This window comes from Pseudomonadota bacterium (assembly GCA_027624715.1).
Lineage (GTDB): Bacteria > Pseudomonadota > Gammaproteobacteria > Burkholderiales > Eutrophovitaceae > Eutrophovita.
In genome coordinates, this window is record JAQBTV010000002.1 from 1 (window position 1) to 22,397 (window position 22,397).

At 42.4% G+C, this 22,397-nt stretch carries 25 protein-coding genes; 8 read left to right on the plus strand and 17 right to left on the minus strand.

Annotated elements, in window-relative coordinates; translation table 11 throughout:
* Positions 1-273 (plus strand): hypothetical protein (locus O3A65_01510; protein ID MDA1331136.1); only part of this gene is annotated, 273 nt, incomplete at its 5' end.
* A 168-nt stretch (positions 274-441) separates the two neighbouring features.
* On the plus strand, positions 442-930 hold the full coding sequence (locus O3A65_01515) for a DUF302 domain-containing protein (protein ID MDA1331137.1): 489 nt from the start codon (positions 442-444) through the stop codon (positions 928-930).
* Between the two features lie 36 nt (positions 931-966).
* On the opposite strand, the gene O3A65_01520 is transcribed toward O3A65_01515, so the two are convergent.
* From O3A65_01520 to O3A65_01535, 4 genes are all read right to left on the minus strand, one after another.
* Positions 967-1,569: a DUF2946 family protein gene (locus O3A65_01520; GenBank protein ID MDA1331138.1), complete on the minus strand. Its 603-nt coding sequence runs from the start codon at positions 1,567-1,569 to the stop codon at positions 967-969.
* 286 nt (positions 1,570-1,855) lie between these two features.
* On the minus strand, positions 1,856-2,827 hold the full coding sequence (gene dusA / locus O3A65_01525; GenBank protein MDA1331139.1) for a tRNA dihydrouridine(20/20a) synthase DusA: 972 nt from the start codon (positions 2,825-2,827) through the stop codon (positions 1,856-1,858).
* 152 nt (positions 2,828-2,979) lie between these two features.
* Complete coding sequence (locus O3A65_01530) at positions 2,980-3,828, minus strand: fumarylacetoacetate hydrolase family protein (GenBank protein ID MDA1331140.1); 849 nt, start codon at positions 3,826-3,828, stop codon at positions 2,980-2,982.
* A gap of 29 nt (positions 3,829-3,857) precedes the next feature.
* Positions 3,858-4,601, minus strand: a complete 744-nt coding sequence (locus O3A65_01535; protein MDA1331141.1) for an SDR family oxidoreductase — start codon at positions 4,599-4,601, stop codon at positions 3,858-3,860.
* A 218-nt stretch (positions 4,602-4,819) separates the two neighbouring features.
* Between O3A65_01535 and O3A65_01540 the strand changes: the two genes are divergently transcribed.
* On the plus strand, positions 4,820-6,343 hold the full coding sequence (locus O3A65_01540) for an altronate dehydratase family protein (protein MDA1331142.1): 1,524 nt from the start codon (positions 4,820-4,822) through the stop codon (positions 6,341-6,343).
* Positions 6,344-6,662: 319 nt separating this feature from the next.
* Positions 6,663-7,052, plus strand: a complete 390-nt coding sequence (locus O3A65_01545; protein ID MDA1331143.1) for a GNAT family N-acetyltransferase — start codon at positions 6,663-6,665, stop codon at positions 7,050-7,052.
* 387 nt (positions 7,053-7,439) lie between these two features.
* Here the strand turns inward: O3A65_01545 and O3A65_01550 are convergent, their stop codons facing one another.
* Complete coding sequence (locus tag O3A65_01550; GenBank protein ID MDA1331144.1) at positions 7,440-7,763, minus strand: hypothetical protein; 324 nt, start codon at positions 7,761-7,763, stop codon at positions 7,440-7,442.
* A gap of 111 nt (positions 7,764-7,874) precedes the next feature.
* Here O3A65_01550 and O3A65_01555 point away from each other — a divergent pair, with 111 nt between their 5' ends.
* Together O3A65_01555 and O3A65_01560 are read left to right on the plus strand one after the other, a co-directional pair.
* The gene (locus O3A65_01555; GenBank protein MDA1331145.1) at positions 7,875-8,468 is read left to right on the plus strand and encodes a CoA pyrophosphatase; all 594 of its coding nucleotides are present in this window, start codon (positions 7,875-7,877) and stop codon (positions 8,466-8,468) included.
* Between the two features lie 5 nt (positions 8,469-8,473).
* The gene (locus tag O3A65_01560; protein ID MDA1331146.1) at positions 8,474-8,959 is read left to right on the plus strand and encodes an aminoacyl-tRNA deacylase; all 486 of its coding nucleotides are present in this window, start codon (positions 8,474-8,476) and stop codon (positions 8,957-8,959) included.
* Positions 8,960-8,976: 17 nt separating this feature from the next.
* Here O3A65_01560 and O3A65_01565 read toward each other — a convergent pair whose 3' ends face one another.
* The 5 genes from O3A65_01565 to O3A65_01585 form a co-directional block, all read right to left on the minus strand.
* Positions 8,977-10,053 carry a trypsin-like peptidase domain-containing protein gene (locus tag O3A65_01565; protein MDA1331147.1) on the minus strand — a complete coding sequence of 359 codons (1,077 nt, stop codon included), beginning with the start codon at positions 10,051-10,053 and terminating at the stop codon, positions 8,977-8,979.
* Positions 10,054-10,126: 73 nt separating this feature from the next.
* Positions 10,127-10,900 (minus strand): enoyl-CoA hydratase/isomerase family protein, encoded by a 774-nt coding sequence (locus O3A65_01570; GenBank protein MDA1331148.1) that lies wholly within the window; start codon positions 10,898-10,900, stop codon positions 10,127-10,129.
* A gap of 442 nt (positions 10,901-11,342) precedes the next feature.
* On the minus strand, positions 11,343-12,275 hold the full coding sequence (rsgA, locus tag O3A65_01575) for a ribosome small subunit-dependent GTPase A (protein ID MDA1331149.1): 933 nt from the start codon (positions 12,273-12,275) through the stop codon (positions 11,343-11,345).
* 49 nt (positions 12,276-12,324) lie between these two features.
* Positions 12,325-12,669 (minus strand): 4a-hydroxytetrahydrobiopterin dehydratase, encoded by a 345-nt coding sequence (locus O3A65_01580; GenBank protein MDA1331150.1) that lies wholly within the window; start codon positions 12,667-12,669, stop codon positions 12,325-12,327.
* A gap of 18 nt (positions 12,670-12,687) precedes the next feature.
* A complete protein-coding gene (locus O3A65_01585; protein MDA1331151.1) occupies positions 12,688-13,866 on the minus strand; it encodes a M48 family metallopeptidase in 1,179 nt (392 codons plus the stop codon).
* A 151-nt stretch (positions 13,867-14,017) separates the two neighbouring features.
* Here O3A65_01585 and orn point away from each other — a divergent pair, with 151 nt between their 5' ends.
* Positions 14,018-14,563, plus strand: coding sequence for an oligoribonuclease (orn, locus tag O3A65_01590; GenBank protein ID MDA1331152.1), 546 nt, complete (start codon positions 14,018-14,020; stop codon positions 14,561-14,563).
* Here the strand turns inward: orn and pgi are convergent.
* The 7 genes from pgi to trxA all read right to left on the minus strand — a co-directional run bounded on the left by pgi (position 14,556) and on the right by trxA (position 21,743).
* A complete protein-coding gene (pgi, locus tag O3A65_01595) occupies positions 14,556-16,169 on the minus strand; it encodes a glucose-6-phosphate isomerase (protein MDA1331153.1) in 1,614 nt (537 codons plus the stop codon). The two genes, orn and pgi, sit on opposite strands and share 8 nt — an antisense overlap.
* Positions 16,170-16,607: 438 nt before the next feature.
* Complete coding sequence (locus O3A65_01600; protein MDA1331154.1) at positions 16,608-17,003, minus strand: S4 domain-containing protein; 396 nt, start codon at positions 17,001-17,003, stop codon at positions 16,608-16,610.
* 41 nt (positions 17,004-17,044) lie between these two features.
* Complete coding sequence (locus O3A65_01605) at positions 17,045-17,926, minus strand: Hsp33 family molecular chaperone HslO (GenBank protein ID MDA1331155.1); 882 nt, start codon at positions 17,924-17,926, stop codon at positions 17,045-17,047.
* Positions 17,926-19,590, minus strand: a complete 1,665-nt coding sequence (locus O3A65_01610; GenBank protein MDA1331156.1) for a hypothetical protein — start codon at positions 19,588-19,590, stop codon at positions 17,926-17,928. Before O3A65_01610 ends, O3A65_01605 begins: the two co-directional genes overlap by 1 nt.
* Before the next feature lie 114 nt (positions 19,591-19,704).
* Complete coding sequence (gene rpmE / locus O3A65_01615; GenBank protein ID MDA1331157.1) at positions 19,705-19,926, minus strand: 50S ribosomal protein L31; 222 nt, start codon at positions 19,924-19,926, stop codon at positions 19,705-19,707.
* A 135-nt stretch (positions 19,927-20,061) separates the two neighbouring features.
* Positions 20,062-21,321: a transcription termination factor Rho gene (gene rho / locus O3A65_01620; protein MDA1331158.1), complete on the minus strand. Its 1,260-nt coding sequence runs from the start codon at positions 21,319-21,321 to the stop codon at positions 20,062-20,064.
* A 95-nt stretch (positions 21,322-21,416) separates the two neighbouring features.
* The gene (gene trxA / locus O3A65_01625) at positions 21,417-21,743 is read right to left on the minus strand and encodes a thioredoxin TrxA (protein MDA1331159.1); all 327 of its coding nucleotides are present in this window, start codon (positions 21,741-21,743) and stop codon (positions 21,417-21,419) included.
* A 311-nt stretch (positions 21,744-22,054) separates the two neighbouring features.
* Here trxA and O3A65_01630 point away from each other — a divergent pair, with 311 nt between their 5' ends.
* Complete coding sequence (locus tag O3A65_01630) at positions 22,055-22,378, plus strand: ferredoxin family protein (protein MDA1331160.1); 324 nt, start codon at positions 22,055-22,057, stop codon at positions 22,376-22,378.
* Positions 22,379-22,397 lie beyond the last annotated feature (19 nt).

Genomic DNA, 22,397 nt, shown 5'->3' on the forward strand with positions numbered 1-22,397 from the left:
GCAGCTAAGAAAAAGCCAGCAGCTAAGAAAAAGCCAGCAGCTAAGAAAAAGCCAGCAGCTAAGAAAAAGGTAGCGGCTAAGAAAAAGCCAGCAGCTAAGAAAGTAGCAGCTAAGAAAAAGCCAGCAGCTAAGAAAAAGGCAGCGGCTAAGAAAAAGCCAGCAGCTAAGAAAGTAGCAGCTAAAAAGCCAGTTAGAAGAACAGCTGCAGCACCACGCTCTATGGCTGCGCCCGCAGCTTGGCCATTTCCGGTCGCTGGTAACCGACTCGGCTAGTCCTCGATACTCGCAGATTGGTATTCAATTTTTATTTAGCTGCTGATCTGCGAGTTTATCTAAGGGCTGGTCCCAGGTCGGGATTGCCTTCCCTATTTTGTCGCATGTTTGAGTTAGCCAGTAAATTACGTTAGACTCAGTTTACGGTAATTTCAATTCAGCTAGCTAATGCGAAACAAAATTTATTTAACAATTTTTGTTATTTATGTATCGGCCCTTTTTTCGACCACTTCCAATGCGAATGATGTTGCAGAGCTTGTAACGGTCGTACCGATAGGGGGTGCGTTTAGTGATGTGAGGGACAGAGTAATCTTCGCTGTTGAGAGTCAAGGGCTTGTGGTTGATCATGTGTCTGATGTCGGCGGTATGCTTTTTCGTACAGGTAAGGATTTGGGGGAAAACGAAACAATTTACGAAAATGCTGAGGTACTGGAGTTTTGTAGCGCTCTGTATTCAAGGCGTATGGCGGAATTTGCACCAGCGTTTCTAGCTTTTTGTCCTTATGCAATTTCGGTCTACACCCTGTACGGAGAGCCGCACATTACCTATGTGGCGTTTAAACGCATTGCTCGAAATGTTGCAGATGATAAAACTCGGGAAGTACTCCAGCAAATTGATGACCTCTTAAAGGATATTGTTAGAGAGGCTTCCTTATAAAATATTCGATTGCGGATATCTTATAAGTCACTGTATTTAACATTCGGCAGAGCCATCTGGTGGCGTCGGATGCGGATTGAAGTGAAACGCGTGATGCACCTCGTCTTCGTGTATAAAAGCGATGTCATATCGTTTTTGATTAAGTAGCGTAATGAAAGGCGTTTCACCTTTTGACAAAGTTGATTTTAGAATCTTTTCTAAATCACTTGCGTTGATTGGATCGTAGGGTTTATTTTTATGCGCCAAATGCTCAATCAGCATAGGTAGGTCTCGGTCAGAGATTAGTCCGATATGCCGGTTCCAAGATCCGAGCATTCGACCATGATTATCAAGCCACAATTGATCGAGGCTTGGGATAACTTCATTGGTCTGTGTCTTGAAATGAATTGATGTATCGTCCGATCCAATAGACAGTACGTAAGGTGTGTATTTAAGTGATACAAATACTCTTTGTGGACCATTTTGGAAAAACCACCTACCTGTTTTATCCTCTGTATAGTGTGCATTAATAAAATCTATTAATCCTTGATGATGTATTTTTTCTCTTTTGATCAGCCAATTACCCCGATTGTCCAGTGTTAGCCAGTTATAAACGTCTGGGACATTAGGCCATTTTATGTTAGGTTTAGTTATCAGCATAAGTGGAAAATAACCTATTTCCGTAAGAATAAATATGATTGATTTCTATTATTTATCAGGGTCTCCCTATGCTTGGCGTGTTTGGTTGGCTCTAGAGCACAAGAGTTTGCAATATCAATGAATCAACCTCTCGGTCCAAAATGGAGACTTTAAAAAAGAATCTTTCCTAACAATGAACCCTCGTGGCAAAGTTCCTGTGCTCGTCGATGGAAAGTCAAAAATTAATTGATGGTGGGACACGTATCGATTTGCCCGGTACTCCTGCATCTTTGAGAGGGAGAGCGCGTTAATAAACTTCTTGGTAGGCGCGCATAATTAAGTCTGGATCATTGTGTTTTAGATGATTTGGATTGGAAAGGGCGCGCCTCCACATTCTCGCCCCTTTGCGACCATGAAAGAGACCCATAAGATGTTTGGTAACTGATTTTAATGGGATACCGCTGCGAACTTGATCTACAGCGTAGTTATGTATTCGTAACATGATGTTGTCTAGATTTTGAGTAGCACTTCCATGAATGGATTGACTTAATTTCCCTAGGAGCTCAGGAGAATGGTAAATGGCCCGCCCAATCATGACACCATCAACTTTTTTCAAAATAGAGTCGAACTCAGTGTGTTCGTTTAGTCCGCCATTTATGACGAATGTGCAATCCGGATATTCTTGCTTCAGTCTATAGACAAATTCGTAGTTAAGCAGAGGTACTTCACGATTTTTCTTAGGGGACAGTCCTTTTAAAACGGCAATACGTGCATGGACGATAAAGGTTGTACAACCAGCATCGCGTATTGTCCCGACAAATTGAGAAACAAAATCATAGCTATCATAATCATCGACGCCCAAGCGATGTTTGACTGTGATGGGAATATTTGTTGCCTCGCTCATAGATTTTACGCATTGAGCAACTAATTCATGCTTGAGCATTAGCGAAGCGCCAAAGTTACCTTTTTGAACGCTCTCAGAGGGGCATCCACAATTGAGATTGATTTCGTCGTAGCTCCAACGAGATGCGAGTGTTGTACAGTATTTTAGTTCCTCTGGAGCGCTCCCACCCAATTGCAGCGCAAGTGGATGTTCTTCCTCAGAAAAGTCTAAATGACGTTTCTGATCCCCATGGATAATTGCTCCAGTGGTGACCATCTCGGTGTAGAGCATTGCGTGTGGTGCAAATAGTCGGAATAAAAACCGGCAGTGCCTATCTGACCAATCAAGCATCGGTGCGGTACATAGTCTGTGTGGATCTTCAAGTACTGTACTCATTGAGCTTAATAGCTTTTTGATGCTTTAACTTTATTCACGTCTTAGCTCAGCCTAGCAAGTATTACAACTTTTGAATGAAAAAAAGTTGAGAGTTATGGGGTGTCTTAAGCCTTTCGGGGGGGTGAGGTTTCAAAATGCTTGACGGTTACATTTTATCGATCGGCTACAACAGCTTGTTTCTGTTCACCTAAGCCATCGATACCAAGCCGCATTTTATCTCCAATCTTTAGGAATACGGGCTCAGGTTTGGTTCCCATGCCAACTCCTGGAGGTGTGCCGGTAGAAATAATATCGCCGGGATGTAGCGTCACAAAGTATGAGAGATAGGAAATTAATTTTTCGATACCAAATATCATGGTGTTGGTATTTCCTGTTTGCCTCCTCTTGCCATTGAGGTCTAGCCACATCGCTAAGTTGTGCGGATTCGTGATTTCATCTTTGGTAACTAACCAAGGTCCTACGGGTGCGAACGTGTCAAAGCTTTTCCCTTTTGACCATTGGTTACCATGCTCCAGTTGCCACTCACGCTCGGAAACATCGTTACATATTGTGTATCCCGCAACATGTGAGAGCGCATCTGATTCATTGACGTTCTTGGTTTTTTTTCCGATTACAACAGCCAGCTCTACTTCCCAATCGCCTTTGATTGAGTTTTTAGGCAGCCTAACATCGTCGTTCGGTCCGTTGAGTGAACTAATTGCTTTCATAAACACGACTGGTTCAGTTGGAATCGGCGCATTAGATTCTTTGGCATGATCAGCATAATTAAGACCAATGCAGATTAACTTAGATATGCCAGATACCGGTATTCCAAGTCGCGGGTTGCCGGAGACTTTGGGTAGAGTGTTTAAGTTCAGTTTGGTAATTTCCTCTATTCCGCCGCGGCTAAGGAAGTCTCCGTTAATATCCGAGATCGTGTTAGACAAATCACGAAGACTCCCCTCAGAATCGAGTATTCCAGGTTTCTCTTGCCCAATGTCTCCGTAACGTAAAAGTTTCATTTAGATCTCCCCCTGTATTAATTATGAGTTTAGATAGTTATTCCGCCGTCAACCGCGATTGTTTGCCCAGTCATGAACTTCGATTCATCAGACGCGAGGTACACCGCTATATGGGCAATTTCTTCTGGTGTTCCAAGCCGGCCCATGGGTTGTCGGCTAATGAAATTTTTTCGAGCCGCAGTGATATCTCCAGTGGCTTGCATTCTCTCCGATAGACTTGGTGTGTCGACAGTGCCTGGGCAAATGGCATTTGCACGAATGCCTTGCGCCACATAATCAGCTGCTATTGATTTAGTGAGCCCAATTACCGCGGCTTTTGTAGCACCATAGGCGAAGCGGTTTACGAATCCCTTGATTGATCCTGCAACCGAGGCAATATTAATAATACTGCCATTTTTCTTAGCTAATAGATGAGGTAAAAATGATTTGGTGACCATAAACATACTTTTAACATTTAGGTCAAACGAATAGGCCCAGTCTTCTTGGCTACATTCCATAATGGTGCCGTGATGTACGTAGCCAGCGCAGTTGAGGATCACGTCTATGTTGTCGTACTCAACTGCTGCCGACTGGATAGCCGCATGATCTAGAACGTTCAGAACCTTGGTTGTGACTCCACTAATATCTGCCAATTCTCTCAGTTTGTCCTTATTTACGTCAGTGGCAATTATGCGTGCACCTGCTTGTGCAAAGGCAATTACTGACGCTCTCCCAATGCCTTGTGCACTTGCAGTTACGAATATTGTTTTTCCAGCGAGTCGATTTGAAGGCATAATTAGCATGATTGATTTGGGATGATACAATATTGTGCCATAGTGTGGGGCTAAGCTTAGATAGCGGAACAGACTAAGTTTTGGAAGGTGTGACTTTTCTCTTTCAAGGCAACCGGCAAATGTATGGTGACACCAGAAGCATCGTTTTTTCACTGTTTCAGATTGCCACGGTCGGATAAGAACACAAACATATAACTACTTACTTAAGGAGTAGATCAATGCTTCAAACGGCAGACCTTACAATAAGACTAAATGCTGCGGATGATGTAGTGATTGCGAGAACTGAACTCCCGCGGGGGACGGAAATTCTAAAGGAGAAAATCAGAACTACGGGGGTTATACCCGCTGGACATAAGGTAGCGGTGAGGTCTTTGAACATTGGGGACTGTGTGCGAAGATATAATCAAATTATTGGCTTTGTCACTCAGCCAATAATTTCGGGTGATCATGTGCATGTGCACAATTTGGCGATGGGTGACTTTGAGCGAGATTATGCATTTTGTGAGGACTTCGTACCCACTGAACTAAATCCTCATCCAGCTACATTTATGGGGATTAAACGAACGGATGGGCGTGTCGCCACCCGCAACTACTTAGGTGTTATTTCCAGCGTGAATTGTTCGGCACATGTGTGTCGATTGATTGCCAAATTTTTCAATGACGAAGTAATGGCGGATTATCCGAATATTGATGGGGTAGTGCCAATACATCACCGTACAGGCTGCGGTATGGCGGCAGAAGGGGAGCCCATGGAATACCTGAGACGGACTCTCGGTGGGTATGCCATACATCCTAACTTTTACTCGACATTACTGATTGGTCTCGGTTGTGAGGCTAATCAAATTAATAATTTGCTTGCGGCACAAGGTTTGAGTAGGAGTGACCAATTAAAAGCCTTCACGATTCAAGAGGTCGGTGGAACTCGAAAGACTGTTCAACAAGGTATCGATATGATCAAGGAGATGCTAGCTGATGCGAACAAAGTCGAACGTCAACCAGCTTCAGCGAGTCATTTGATTCTTGGGCTGGAGTGTGGCGGGTCTGATGGGTATTCAGGAATCTCAGCAAATCCTGCATTGGGTGCGGCGGCAGATCTTCTTGTACAAAATGGCGGTACTGCCATTTTGAGTGAAACCCCAGAGGTTTATGGCGCAGAGCATTTATTGACACGTAGAGCAGCGTCGAGGAAGGTTGGAGAAAAGCTGGTTGAACGGATTAAATGGTGGGAAGACTATACGACGAAACTGGGTGGGGAGATGAACAATAACCCATCTCCGGGAAATAAAGCTGGTGGTTTAACAACGATTTTAGAAAAATCTCTTGGGGCTGTAGCAAAAGGCGGCACGGAATGCATGATGGAGGTGTACAAGTATGCGGAACAAGTTACTCAAAAGGGTTTTGTATTTATGGATACTCCGGGTTATGACCCAGTATCAGTAACAGGACATGTTGCTGGTGGAGCTAATATAGCTTGTTTTACGACCGGTCGAGGCTCCGCATACGGCTGCAAGCCTTCTCCGAGCATTAAATTGTCAACCAACACCTCTTTATTTAATAAGCAAGAAGATGACATAGATATCAATTGTGGCACTATTGTCGATGGTACTTGCACAGTTGAGCAGGTTGGTCAGGAAATATTTAATCGAATTCTCGAAGTTGCTTCCGGAGATCAAACCAAGAGCGAGCAGTGGGGGTATGGCGAGGATGAGTTTGCGCCTTGGGTTCTCGGTCCTACGATGTAGTAAATGATTTCTTCTGTGCATTGGGTAATAATGAGTGATGTTTCCGGAGCCAAAGATTTGGACTAAATAGTTTCAAAAACTATAGGATTGGCTCGGCGCGTAAATTTTAGGGCTAGGCCAACTAACGATAGATCCTAGAAAAATTGAGAAAAAATTACTAAATTAATAGTCGTAGATGCAAATGTCCGCCAGTGGGCAGGGTTAGGGCTGCTGAAAAATTAAACAAATTAAATAAAGATAAAGTAGTAGTCAAAGTGTCCAACGGAGAGCAATCACGCAATTTTTAAAGGTACAGTTTGGGAGCGTCGAATATACGGCGATGCTCAATTTAAGGGAGCGTCAACTTAGAGCACCTATAGGCTTGACTCTCACTAATTCCGACCTAGAAAATGAACGCAGGCAGCATCACTTTGGCCTCTTTAATTCATCTGGAGATCTGTGTGCTTGCGTTGTATTGTCAATGGAAAACTCTGGTCAGCAAGGTAAGTTGCGCCAGATGGCCGTTGCAAAAAAGTATCAGTTGTGTGGGATGGGACGTCTGCTTTTTGAGCACGTTGAGTCTTGGTGCCGCGTGCATGGAGTAAGTCAAATTGTGCTGAATGCACGCACATCGGTTAAAGGGTTCTATCATAAGTTAGGGTTCACCGAATATGGCGTCGAGTTTGTTCAGGCGACTTTGCCACATATTAAGATGTTAAAAACATTGTAATACACGGGTGATGCTACTCTGTTAATTTTTATCATTTTAGCAAAATGTCTCTTGCAAGAGACATAATTATTGAGCGATGTCCTACATTAGAGGTTGAGGGGCAGATATATGGAGACTCCGGTTTAGGCGAGTAGATTCGATAGACAATTTTTCGTAATTCTCAGATTACTGATGAGACTAATTTATTAATTATGCCTAATCTGGATGCGGTAAATATTACCTTTAAATTTGATGAAGGTCACTGTGGGAAAAGTTATTTCCATTGGCCCCATACTGCTTGGTCTGAATAGGGTCGTACTGTACCGACGCCAAAGACCGTGGTAAGCCGATTAGTGAATATGTCTGGGTTGTATTAGTCGATGCCGCAACGAACAGCTGATTTGTGGGTTAGTTTGTAGGCTGTCGATTTAAGTCTTCAATGGGTATGTTTTCCCAATCGAATTCTCCGGTTGTTGGTTGAAGACCCGAGAGTTCTCTTGCCGCATTAATGAGATCCATAGCTTTGTTTTCTTCCCCATAAAAGCAATATCGTTTTGCACGCAGAATTCGATCGTTTAATAATTGGGTTTGTTGCGGCGACAGTTTGATATCAACCAAATCATCGCCTAAAATACGAATTTCTGTAGAGCACCCCGCCACACTCTGTTGTTGGGCGATGGCGCCTAGAAGGGCTGTGCAAAGTATGATTCTTAAGAAGCGTGAATAAACCATAAGGCATATGTCTCAGAATTTTTGGAAACGTATTCGTATTTTTGTTGATTTGAGATTATGTAATACTAGTGTAGTTGAAGATTGATTTAAAAAAATACGGAAATGTCACTATTGCTTACTCGTCAAACTATATCTAAAAGATTAGCGTCGTTCAAGCCAATGGTTGAAAATACAGGGCATCTGATGTTTAAGCACTCTGTTGAGGTGAGGCCTATTTCAGCCGCGGTGCTGGTTCCAATTATTCATCGAGCTAATCGGTTGTCTATTTTATTGACGAAACGAACTGGTCATCTGAAAAATCATGCAGGTCAGGTCAGCTTTCCCGGGGGAAGGGTTTCGGATGATGATGAGAACAGGAAGACAACCGCTTTGAGAGAAACAAAAGAGGAGATCGGTTTAAGGCTCGACGATTCTGACTTATTAGGACAGTTACCTGAATATGATATTCGAACAGGTTTTAGGGTCACTCCGTTTGTTGCCTGGATTGAGGCTCCTATTGATTGTGTTTTGGATTCTTTTGAGGTGGAGTCAATATTTGAAGTGCCAATGGATTTTGTTTTAAACCTTGGGAATTATAAAATCTCCTCAAGCCCTGACGATTTTGGTGAACGATGTTTTTACCGTTTACCCTATCTTGATCACGAGATCTGGGGAGCGACTGCTGGAATGCTACATATTTTGGCGTCCGCACTGTTGGAGGTTTAACTCAAGTGAAATCACCAGTCACGGCAGCTGTTCGATTCCTGAGAGCGCATAAGGTACCCTACGCTGAACACTTATACGTCTATCAGGAACGGGGAGGGACAAGTGTTTCTGCTTATGAATTGGGTGTTCCGGAGCATGCCGTGGTGAAGACGCTTATCATGCAAACTGAAAATAGTAAGCCTCTGATTGTGCTAATGCATGGCGATAAAAATGTCTCTACCAAAGGTCTAGCTCGCCTGATTGGGACAAAGAGTATTACAACGTGCGACCCTAACGTCGCGAGTAAGCATTCGGGCTATGTGGTTGGAGGGACGTCCCCCTTTGGTACCCGCAAGGATATGCCGATTTACATAGAGAAATCGATTCTCGATCTGCCCAGAATTTATATAAATGGTGGGGCAAGGGGTTTCTTAGTGAGTCTTGCGCCTAGTGTGTTATCAGATGTACTCAATGTCGTACCTGTGAGCGTGGCAATTGAAGGTGAGCTATAGCGGTGGTATAAGAGAATTTATGTACCTTGGACGCTAACGACAACATCTAAATTCTCACCATGACGATGAATTGTAAGTGTAATTTCTTCCCCAACTTTAAAATTATCCATTAAGCCATAATATTTGCTGATTGACTCAACTGGTATCCCCTGGACCTTGGTAATTATATCTCCAGGGACAATAACACCATCCGATCTTAGTCTGGCAGCCTCAAGCCCGGCCTTTGCAGCCGAAGATCCTGGAAAAACTCTGAGAATGGCCGCTCCCTCAATGCCCATGGTTTCGGTAATGCGCTTATTGAGGTCAGGATCAAGCTGTATACCGATGCTTGGCGGCGTGTATTTTTTGTGTTGTATTAACTGAGGGACAACTCGATTGATCGTATCAACTGGAACTGCAAATCCAATACCAGCAGAAGCTCCTGATGGGCTATAGATAGCCGTGTTGACTCCGATTAATCGTCCATAAGAATCAAGCAAGGGCCCTCCTGAGTTTCCAGGATTAATTGCGGCATCCGTTTGAATTAGGTGTTCAATATTCTGCCCGCTTTCCGTACTGAGGCTGCGATCAAGAGCAGAGACTATTCCGGTTGTTAGCGTCCAATCCAAGCCAAATGGATTACCTATCGCATATACTTTTTGTCCTACTTTAAGGTTCTCACTTTCCCCAATAGGGATCGGGGGCGGTGATTGGGTCGTGACTATAATTTTGAGAACCGCAAGATCGTGCGATGGACTAACGCCGACTAAGCTGGCTTTATAGTCTCTTCCATCCTCTAGCCTGATAGTAGCTTCGCTACTACCCTTGATAACATGAAAATTAGTGATCACATGTCCTTGTGAATCCCATATTAATCCGGAGCCTGTTCCGCTTGGAACTGAAAATATATTGCGTGTCCAATAATCTCTAACGCGATGTTTTGTACTGATAAAAACCACTGATTTTTTAGCGTGTTCAAAAATAGATATGGTTGCGTTTTCTTCATCAGTTAAGGGGCCTCTAGGAGTTACCGCTCGTGGCTCTGTTTTATTTGGATCAATCGAGGCATTAAGGTAGACCAACCCTCCTGTAATGCAGGTAATAATCAATACCATAAGTATCGAGACCCGTGATCCAGATCTCTTTTGACCGAGTTTAAACATAGACTGAGTATTATTGATATTTTTTTTAAGATTTGTTTCTTTTCAGGTTTTCTAGGAGAGTATCAATTCGTTCATGATTTTCCTTTGATCCAATATAAGTCCTAAATAACCACTCTTGAATGCGCATGCTGCTTTCGAGATCTTGATTGAGTAATTGATTTGAAAGTTGTTTAGTTTCAATAAGACATTGTCTGTCAAATTTGGCCATATTTATTGCGATTTCGAGAACATGATCTAACAGCTCTCCAGTTGGATAAACCTCATTGATAAAACCAATTTCTTTTGCTTCTAGTGCATCATAAAGGCGACCAGTAAGTGTTAACTCCTTGGCCCTACCTAGACCAATGATGCGCCAAAGGGGATCGAGTATTGGTGTTAGCGATAACGCTATTTCACGCTGCCCGAATTTGGCTTTTGTCGACGCGTAACGGAAGTCGCACATCATCGCAAGATCGAATCCTCCAGCTATAGCTGGGCCACCAACAGCGCATATCACGGGTAATGGACAAAACAAAATAGACCGATAAGTTCGGTGAAACATAGCTGTATAGGATTCATTATTCAGTTTCTCAAGCTTCCTAATCTCATTTAAATCGAAGCCAGCCGAAAAGTACTGCTCTCCTCCGGTAAATACTACTACGTGTGTTCCAGTTTCTTGGGGTAACGTCTCAAAGGCCGTCGTGACCTCTTGTAGAACCTCAGGGGATAGAGCATTTCGTTTTTCTGGTCGGTTGATAGTCACCATAGCGACCTTTTGATTTATTGTGATATTCACGTGCTTAAAATTTGAAGTCTGCATAAGATTTTATTTTTTGAATATTGAGCTGAATAGGTTACTGGCTAATAACGTTTATTCTAGTTAAGTTTTGATAGGCGTTTTGAAATGGTATATACAAAGGTATACTGGTTTGTATATTTTCATAATTTATAGTTTTCGTTTAGTAACAAATTTCTTTCGTGAAAATAATTGCGTGAAATTTCTTGTATTTATTAGTAAGGTGATTTGCAGCTGTATTTTTGATGATCAGTTAAAGATGGTAATCCATGATTTTTTGAAGCACTTTTTTCTGGATTTCTATTTATTATCTTGGTAATCACGTAACTTATTTTTTTAAAAAGTCTACCTTTGTTGTTTAGTTTGTATGTCTTTACTCCGGCTATCATGTTTTATTTTTCTGACGAGTGACTCATCTTAGTGGCGTTCGTTTTGCATTGCTTTTTATTATCGGTACTTGTCTTGTTTATATCAGACTTTTTAATTTGATAGGATTCAGGAGGTACGTTCCTTTTACCGAATGCCCGATTATTTCTGCCAATATCGCTTTGTATTCTTCCCATCTAGTAGAGAGAATAAGCTTATCTTTAACGGCGGTAATCACATGGCAGTTCGGCTCTACCGTGTGTGTACAGTTGGAAAATTGGCACTGACTGAGATAATTACGGAATTCCGTGAAATAATCGGCTAGGTGTCGTGGATTGATATGGTTCAGTCCGAATGATTGTAATCCAGGGCAGTCAATCAATGATGTTGAATCGTTTAATCGATAGAGTTGGGCATGAGTCGTTGTATGTCTCCCAGTTCTTAACTTACTGGATATGGACTTCGTTTTAGCGTGTGCCGCACTGATAATATTATTTACGATTGTTGATTTTCCAACCCCAGATTGGCCAACAAGTACTATTCTTTGATCCTTAATTATTTCCTTTATCGATTTTGTGTCGGTGATTGCGGAAACAGCAATAGGGTCGTATCCGAGACTCCTATATTGCTTGATGAAGTTGTTCGATGAGGTGTTTTCACCCAAGTCTGATTTATTAACTAGGATCCTCACTGAAATGCGCTGTTCTTCCGCAGCAACTAAGCAACGTGTAATCAGAGAGTAATTAATGGGCAGGTCAGTCGCTACCACTAAGATAATCATGGTTACGTTTGCCGCGATTAGCTTTTGTTTAAAGGTGTCGGATCGCCAAAAAATAGATGAACGGTCATCAATGGCAATGATTCTGCCCTCTGAGCCTTTTACGCTGAGAAGGCATTCATCTCCGCAGGCATATTTCGTTGATCTACCTCTAGGATAAGCCATGATGATAAATCCATCAGTTAGCTCCACGGAGTAGTGCCTTCCGTGAGCCGATATGATCGTACCTTTCAGTTGTGACGATTCGGTATTCAAACGAACAGTTTCATTGCGTTAGTGATGCAGCGGGAATAATGGGAGTGGTTTATAAGTCAAAGAGGTAGTCGACTTTAGCTGCACAAATAAAATCATTCTCGCTGAGCCCATTGATTGCATCGGTTGTGTAGCTCACATTGCATGTTTTGTATCCAACTGAGAGATTCGGATGATGATCTTCTCGATGAGAAATCCACGCTAATGCGTTGACGAATGCAAGTGTCTGATAATGATCCTTAAATTTATATTCTTTACTAATGCGATTTTCAGTGTAACTCCATCCCGACAAGCCGTTGAGCATGAGATGAACTTGAGTTTCAGGAATGGGATCTACGCCACCTTCGCAAGGCTTACATTTTTGTTTTATAAGATTCTGAGTAATTTTATTGTTCATTTTTTTGTTATTGCTAAATTAATTAATACGTGCTTCAAGTCTTGAAATTCGTGCTGCGGCTGGTGGGTGTGAGTCATAGAACGCTGAGTATAATTTATCAGGCGTTAACGTCGACGAGTTATCTTTGTAGAGTTTTATGAGTGCTTTAATTAGATCTTTCGCGGGAGCTTGCTGCGCGGCATACGCATCTGCTTCAAATTCATTTTTTCTTAGGTAGGCTGCAAATAATGGTCGAAATAGAAACAAGAATGGCGGTAGACCAAAATAAAAAGCGGCCAACAGCAAAGAAGACGAGCCGAACGCGTGTAGATTGAGTGCTGCGTGGATAAATTCTGACTGTTGAAGCGCGCTAAGTAATGCAAAGAACACCAGGCTAGTAAGAACTAAAAAGCATGTTAATTTAAACACGTGTTTCAACTTAAAATGTCCCAATTCGTGTGCTAGAACAGCCTCAATTTCATCTGCGCTATGTTTGTTAATCAGTGTATCAAAAAATACGATTCTTTTGGATTTCCCGAATCCAGTGAAGTACGCATTCCCGTGACTGCTTCTGCGGCTACCGTCCATTATAAATAACCCGCTAGACTGAAAGCCACACTTCTTTAGTAAGCTCTCAATACGTTCTTTTAGTTTGTCGTTATTGAGTGGTGAAAATTTATTGAACATTGGCGCTAAGACCGTTGGGGAGATATACTGGATAAAGAACCAGAACGTGATAGCAAGCAGCCAGGCATACCACCACCAGTTAACACCTGCCGTCTCCATTACCCAAAGTAGCCCAGCGATGAAAATTGACCCGATAACCGCTGAGACTGTGAGCCCGATTATCAAATCTTTAAAAAATAATGAAAAAGACATCTTATTGAATCCGAATTTTTCTTCTAGGATAAATGTCTTGTATAAGTCAACGGGTAATTGGACCATGGATATAAATAGACCAAGGAGCCCAAAGAAAAATAATCCCGACAGAATGGTCCCTGATTCGGTCGCCGATGAAAAGTCATGAAGCCAATTCAGTATGCCTCCGAATGTTAAAGCAAGAAGCAAAGCCGCATCCACAAAGGTGGCAACATTTGATAGCTTCATTTTTTCTTCTGTATAGTTTGCAGCCTTTTTATGAGATTCCAGAGAAATGTCTTCAGAGAAGGCTGTAGGCACTCGATCTTGGTGGGATTTCACGGCCTTGATTTGGCGCATAGAGAGCCAAACTTTTATACTTGCTGAAGATAATACGAAAAGCAGAAAGACATAAGAAAATGCATTATTCATCATAATTAGTTGACTAGTGTTAGGTGTTACGAATTTTATCGAATAACTTCATGGTCAATGATAGTTATAATCATGAATTATGCCTCAAAGTACTGAAAATTTAATTTGGCTTGATATGGAGATGACGGGGCTCAATCCGGAGCGCGACCGTATTATCGAGTTGGCGATCGTTATCACTGACTCCGAATTGAATATTTTGGATGATGGTGGAGTTTGGGTCATTCATCAATCTGAGGATATTCTTGATGGGATGGATGATTGGAATAAAGGAACTCATGGGAAGAGTGGCCTTATTGAGCGCGTCAAGATGTCTACGAGTCATGAAAGCGAGGTAGAGCAGTCAGCGCTTGAGTATTTAAAGCGGTTCTTGCCCCCGAATACATCCCCTATGTGTGGTAATTCAATTTGTCAGGATAGGCGCTTCATGGCTAAATGGATGCCAGAATTGGAATCTTATTTCCATTACCGAAATCTTGATGTATCAACTTTGAAAGAGCTGGCTAAGCGTTGGAAGCCCGAGGCAATCAAAGGGCTAGTGAAGCATGGGAAGCATGAAGCCCTAGCCGATGTGCAGGAGACAATCGATGAACTTAAATATTATCGAGAACACTTTATTGTTAGTTAGATCTTTGTTTTAGCGTGCTGATACGTTCTATTAGATTGGCGCTGGACTTAAGTTTTTCGTTGGATTGATCATCCGAGCCTAACTGTTCCTCAATCGTTTTTGCGAGCGATTTGCCAAGTTCAACGCCCCATTGGTCGAAAGAATTAATGTTCCAAATGACCCCCTGAACAAATACTTTATGTTCATATAAAGCGAGCAGGCTACCCAATGATTTTGCATTTAATTCGTCCAATATAATTACATTGGATGGGCGATTCCCCTCAATGATTCGTGAAGGCTTTGTTTCTTCATCAGATCTCTTTTGGCCTCGATTGCCGAATGCTAAGGCTTCGATCTGCGCGAGGCAGTTGGCGAGCAAGGGTTTGACGCTTTGATGGTTTTTAGCGTCGTCTACGACAGCAATAAAGTCGCAGGGGGTTACGATTGGACTTTGGTGCAGGTGTTGTGCGAAGCTGTGTTGGAAGTTCGTTCCTCTAGCGCCCCAAATGATTGGAGCGGTGGTGTGTTTTATGGGATACTCGGATCTGTCTACCATTTTACCGTTAGACTCCATTTCGAGTTGTTGCAGGTATTCTGGCAACAATGAAAGATGCTCTGTGTAAGGGAGTATCGCGTGAGCGCAGTGATTTCTAAAGTTAACATGCCAAATACTGACTAGTGCGAGCATGATTGGTAAGTTAAGCGCAGAGGGAGCGCTATTAAAGTGTAGGTCCATTTCTTCAGCGCCTCTTAGAAGTGCTTCGAAATTCTCAAATCCTAGTCCTAGCGCAATCGGAAGGCCAACTGCAGACCAAAGCGAATAGCGACCGCTAACCCAATCGCAGAATTGAAAAATATTTTTTGACTTGATTCCGAATTCTTCTGCGGCAGAGGGGTTTGCCGTAGTTGCGACAAAATGGTGCTCAAGTGCACTATCTTCGTCAACGTTTAATGTTTGCGTAAGCCACGATAGTGCTTTTTTTGCATTTGTAATCGTTTCCACTGTTGTGAAGGTTTTAGACGCTATTACGAATAATGTCTTAGCTGGTTTAACGTTTCTCAGTTTTTCAGTTAAGTCTGATTCGTCAATATTAGATACGAATAGAACATGTGGATCGTGATGGTTCTTCAGCGCTGAATATACTAATTTAGGTCCTAAGTCTGAGCCGCCAATGCCAATATTAATGACGGCATCAATCTTTTGTCCTGTGGCACCAATGAGTGCGCCATCTCTAAATTTATTACACAGTATGCGCATCTGTGCCAGATTGGCATCGGTGGATATTCTTATTTCTTTTAGTGGGCCCTCGGGGGTTTTTTTACCGCTAGACCTTAGAGCGGTATGCAACGCGGCTCTATTTTCCGAGGTGTTGATTTTTTTCCCCAAAAACATCGCTGTGATTTGATCTTTTAAGTGCGTGTGATCACAAATAGTTAAAAGTAAGTCTCGAGTTTTTTCGTTAATTTGATTTCGAGAATAATCGAGATAGAGTCCACCGAGCTCAAGTGAGAATTTTTTGGGTCTACTAGGATCTTTATTAAAGAGTTCTGCAATCGTTGCAAGGTTTGGATCTTGCCCACAATTCTCAAGACTTTTCCATGTTTCTGAGTTAAAAATTCTAGGCATATGGTAAAGAGGATACTCGTTTCTTCCACGTAAATAGCGGTATTCAATCACTATGGTCGGTATGTTAAAAATCCATCCTAATGCCGCATAGTAAGGTTGGCTGGGTAAAGCGTCAAACTGAAAAAAACCTTAATTAACATTAATAGAGGTTTTCTAGGTTTTAAGCATGGCGGAGCCTTTAAGAGAGCCGCCATAATCCCCAATCGTTGCCCTTACTCCAGGTATAACTGCGACTTCGCGATCATCTATCATTTTCTTCCCCTTCTGAATTATTTACTTCTCGGCTATGTTGGCGCAACGCTCACGACCATCGATGTTGTATTTTTATAATCTTTGAAACAATGTTTTGATCCGACTAAAACGGTGTAGCGTAGCAACCTTGCCGTAAGTATAATTACTTATGATTTTTTGCTAAGTTGTCGCGATATACAACGTTATTTAACTTTTATTTTGTTTGAAGCGGATAATTTGTTGGCGCCCCCTCTTGGTTGGTCGGCTTCCGTAATTAGGAGTTTGCAGTTGTTTTGCCAATTTCAGTGTTTCGGTTAGCGTATTTCTTTGAGCCTGACTTTCATCGGACTCTTCATAGAAGTTTTTAGCCAAATCGGCTGCAACACGTTGGTTGGAGAGTTCTTTGACTTGGATATCCCATGAAACTGGAATCAATTGGATATTAATTTTGTCGTCTACATTAAGTTGTTTTGAGGGTTTAGTTCTTACGCCATTGACCTTAACTCTTCCGGCGGTTACTGCATTAGCGGCGAGGGCTCTGGTTTTGTAGAAACGTGCAGCCCAGAGCCACTTGTCTAATCGTACTTGTTTTCCATCAGCCATGACGTAATATTAGGTGGTTAGGTATACAGGCACTTCGCCTATTAGTTTATAGAGCCATGAGTCTTTTGCGTGGCTTCTCGAGATTCACAGGAAAATATTCGATCAATCCCAGAGGGTGAGTAAATATAATTCTTCCCGCAGAATTCGCAAGTAATGTTCACGTTGCCTTCTTCGCTTAAAATAGCTCTTACTTCTGACTCCCCGAGAGATTGAAGCATGCTATCAGTTCTGTTTTCTGAACATGAGCACAAAAATGTAACGGGGTTTTCTTCAAATACCCGAATGGTCTCCTCGCGAAATAGTCTAGTGAGGATTGTTGCAAAGTCTAAGGTTAGCAATTCTTCGTTTGTAACTGTAGCCGCGAGAGTTGTGATTCGACGCCAATCATCTGATGCATCATGGTGTTTTGTTGGTAATTTTTGCAGCAAGATGCCAGTAGCTTTTTGGTCATTTGACGCAAGCCATAGTCGCGTAGTCAATTGCTCAGAATGTTCCATATAGTCCTCTAAAGATTTCTGAACAGAGTCACTACTTACATTTACGAGGCCCTGGTAGGCTTGCCCTGATTTTTTTGGTGTAATAGTTACCGCGAGTGTTCCTTGTGCTAAAAGATTTACATTTGATTCTCCAAGTTCTACATTATCTTGCCACTTTGCGGTAGATCTAAAGCTGGATATGCCCGTAGTTTCTGCGAGCAATAACAGCAATGCGGATTGGCCTTTGAATTGGATCGATAAGTTCCCGTCGAGTTTTATTGTTGCAGATAGCAAGGCTGTAGCCGCAGTAATTTCCCCCAACAATTTTTTGACTGAAGGTGGATAGTCCCTGCGCTCTAATACACTTTGCCAAGAACTGTCGAGGCTTACAATCTCACCACGTATGTCCGAGTGTTCAAACAAAAATCGTTGCACAGTATTTTCCACTAATTTAAACCTACTTTTCTTTTGTATAGTCTGTAGCGTTCCGCTGGATCCCCTGCGCGGCCGCCTTCCCAAATTAAAGACCAAGGTAATCCAATGTGGTTATCAACTTCGGAATGATCTTGATAAATAAGGTAGTCACAGCTTCGACCATTTTTCCCTATATAAATATCGGTGGTTACAATTTTTCCAAAGTAATGAATTAGGCCTCTTTGTGCGGGCCCTACTTGGGCGATGATACATTCGTAATGCGGATCGATGTGTTGCATCATTGAATGAACCATTGGCGCATACGTCTTGCGTTCGTCAACATAATGAAAAAGTAGTAAGACAACCAGTATCCAGCCGAATGTCAAATTGATCGCCCAGATTAAAATAGAGCTTTCCGGCCGCTTCTTGATGTTAAAAAGTAGTAAAAACCAAGTCGCAGTAATCAGAGCGGCAGCCAATACGGTAATATTTCTACTCTCAGATACATACCCGGGTTGCAATCGCAATAGGTGTTCAGATAGGCCTTGTGGAAATCCGTAATAAGAGGCTGAAAAATATACCCAGGTCGCTACAGTGAAGAATGCCGAGGCCATGATCGCAAACCAGTAAAGTGCATTGCCAACACTTCTGGGTATACGGGCTGCGGCAATGGATCCAATTAAAGCAAAGGGTAATAAGACTGGGGCTACTTCAGATTCTTCATTTATGTTTGTGAACCCTAAAACTAAGGTGATTGTTATCCATAGTACGATCGGTAATTGTAGTTCTTTGCGTTTGAGTCCCTCTCTTCCTTCAACCCATAGTGACCAAATCAAAAAGATCCAAGTGGGCCAGGTAAACCATGGGAATATCGAGGCCGGATAAATCAGGTCATTCACAGAGGGAACCCTAAATGCCTGCGTTGATTCTGACCAAGTATGAGCAATCCAGCGTGCTGGAAGCGCAGAATCGCTTTGATAAAGAATAGTCAGCCATATTCCATCAGCAGCGATAACAATTAAACCTGCAATTGCTAGAGAGGATGTAAATCTCAATCCACGGTATCTGAGATTCACAAGTGACATCAAAACAATAGTAAGAAGCGGAATAGCAACATTTTGAGTGGGAGTTCCTAAGAGAATAATTGAGACCCCTAGTCCTAGCCATATTCCGCCAATCATCGATCGTCGTGGTGCGGTGGCAAGACCATAAAAGAAGATTGCTAACCCAGAAATGAGTACGGGAGTGGCTGATAGCTGGTGCGATTTAACTAAGAGTCCTACAGAGCTTATAAGGAGCAGAGGCGCTACCCAGGATTGGGTGCGTCCCCATAACTCACCGGCTGTCAGCCCGGTGAATATTATCGCGGACAAAAGCCAAATAGATAGGGCAAGTCTAGCGGCATCGTGAGGTGCGAGGATAGAGCCCCAAGCCTCAATAAAACCAAGCGCGGTCGCATAGAACAGTGGTCCAGCTAATGGCAGACCGTTTATGGCTAGTAGGTCAAGGCAGAAATCACCGCTTGTGAATTGGGATAAGTGACCAACAAGTATCGCTTCTTCTGATTTCCAAGGGTCATGACCGATGAGGCCGAATATTGTCCACGCGAAGCAGAGCAGGGCAGTTAGCAACATCGGATTGTTGGTAATGCGGACTGCCGTTTGTTCGTGCCTAAAGTAAGATCCTGGTCTTAGCATCGTAATTTTGTGCGATTAAGTGTTCCCTAGAGGTACTGAAAAATATTAAAAATGTTCAGAATTGAAAAAGGCAGCCATGGCTGCCTTTTAACATCATACCTAAAATCAACCTTATTACTTTCCAGCTTTGACTCCGAGATTTGCATACTTTTGCTTGAATCGTTCAACTCTTCCCGCTTTATCTACGATCTTTTGCTTTCCTGTGTAGAAAGGGTGACAGACGGAGCAGACCTCAATTGAGATGTCTTTGTTGCTTGTCGAGCGAGTCTGAAAAACCTCTCCGCAACTGCAGGTAACTGTGACTGAGAAGTAACCTGGATGGATATCTGCTTTCATTTTGTAATAATCCTAAGAAAATAGTGTGGCGGAATTTGCGCCAAGTGTTACTTAAATTTGCTATTCGTGTCCGTCAAAAGAGCCCTAATTATCCGTGAAACTGGGCAATTTTACAAGAAATCATGTAATTATGACTTAACCTTTTTTCATGCTATCAAAGAATTCATTGTTATTCTTGGTGGCTTTTACTTTTCCGGTTAAAAACTCAGTTGCTTCCAATTCATCCATAGGGTAGAGCAGTTTTCGTAGAATCCATACTTTCTGTAATATTTCTGGCTCGAGCAAGAGTTCTTCTTTACGCGTTCCGGAGCGGTTCACATTGATAGAAGGGTAGATCCGTTTCTCGGCCATTCTTCGATCAAGATGAATCTCCATGTTCCCTGTCCCTTTAAATTCCTCATAGATAACATCATCCATTCTAGAGCCAGTTTCGACAAGTGCGGTTGCAATAATGGTGAGCGATCCACCTTCCTCGATATTTCTAGCAGCACCAAAAAAACGTTTCGGTCTTTGGAGTGCATTGGCATCTACACCGCCGGTCAAAACTTTTCCTGAGGCTGGCGCAACAGTATTGTACGCACGAGCGAGTCGGGTGATTGAATCTAGAAGAATCACAACGTCTTTTCGATTCTCTACAAGACGCTTCGCTTTTTCCATGACCATTTCTGCTACTTGTACGTGTCGTGTTGCCGGTTCATCAAAGGTTGATGACACGACTTCCCCGCGTACCGAACGTTGCATTTCGGTCACCTCCTCCGGTCGTTCGTCAATGAGAAGGACGATGAGATAAACATCGGGATAGTTTGATGCAATTGAATGGGCAATATGCTGAAGCATGACTGTTTTGCCGCTTTTTGGACTAGCGACGAGAAGTCCCCTTTGGCCTTTTCCGACTGGGGCAATGATGTCTACAATCCGACCTGTTAAATTCTCATCGGATTTAATGTCTCTTTCCATTTGAAGCCTATCTGTTGGAAAGAGAGGTGTCAGGTTTTCAAAAAGTGTTTTGTGTTTGCTGTTCTCTGGCACCTCATCGTTAACTTTGTCTACCTTAACGAGGGCAAAGTAACGTTCCCCCTCTTTTGGTGTCCTGATTTCTCCATCGACAGAATCTCCTGTATGCAGGTTAAATCTTCTTATCTGAGATGGGCTGATATAGATGTCGTCTGGGCCAGCTAGATATGACGTGTCAGGCGAGCGCAGGAAACCAAACCCATCTGGAAGGACTTCTAGCGTGCCAGAACCAGAAATGCTTTCCCCTTTTTTTGCTTGATTTTTTAATAGTGCGAATATGAGGTCTTGTTTGCGCAGGCGATTAGTGTTTTCAACGTCGTTAGCCATTGCCATTTCAATCAGCTCGCTAATGTGGAGGTCTTTTAAATCAGATAGATGCATAAAGTTGATTGTATAAAAGGAAGAAGAAAATTAGCAAAACATTTAGAGAATAAATTATTTAAAATTTTAATCTTAAAGTTGCTGGGAGGAGGGGGTTAAATGTTACTGTCTATAAAAGTTGTCAGTTGAGATTTCGAAAGCGCGCCTACCTTAGTTGCTTCCGCATTCCCTTTTTTAAATAACATTAAGGTTGGAATTCCCCGAATGCCAAATTTAGGCGGAGTTCCTTGATTTTCGTCAATGTTGAGTTTGGCGATTTTTAGTCGCCCGGAATATTCGGCAGCCACTTCGTCAAGAATAGGGGCAATCATTTTGCATGGACCACACCATTCAGCCCAGTAATCAACTAAAACAGGTAACTCGGAATTAAGAACTTCGTCTTGGAACGAGTCGTCGGTCACATGATGAATTTGTTCACTCATTATTAAAGCATCCAATTTAGGTTTATAAAAAAGAACTTGTTTGGGAATTTAAGTTTGGAATCTTCACAAACTCGACAGTTTGATTATTGGTGAGCCTTACACCGCCAGCTAAAGACCACCACTAACTACTGCTTATTATAAAACTATTCTTACCTCTTAATTGCTTTATTTTTTTTTGCTCAAATGGGGTGTTAGCTGATCAAGATGAAACTTTGGGTTTTATAATAGCTATTTATGTAAAGGTTATTCTTAATTTGTTAGAATACCCAAGTCAGTTTGGGTTCAATGTCAAAATATTCTAAGGCTATTCAATGACTTATGTTGTGGTTGAGACTTGTATCAAATGTAAGTGGACGGACTGCGTGGATGTATGCCCTGTAGATTGTTTCCGAGAGGGGCCAAACATGTTGGTCATCGATCCAGATGAATGTATCGATTGCACACTTTGTGTTGCGGAGTGTCCCGAAGAGGCGATTTACGCTGATGACGATGTGCCAGAGGATCAAAAAGACTTCATAGCATTGAATGCCGAATTGGCGAAGCATTGGCCTAGCATTACTGCGCGCAAAGATGCGCCTCCTGATGCGGCAGACTGGCAAAACAAGCCGAATAAGCGAGACCTACTGGAAAGGTAAGTCCCCACCTAGCATAAGT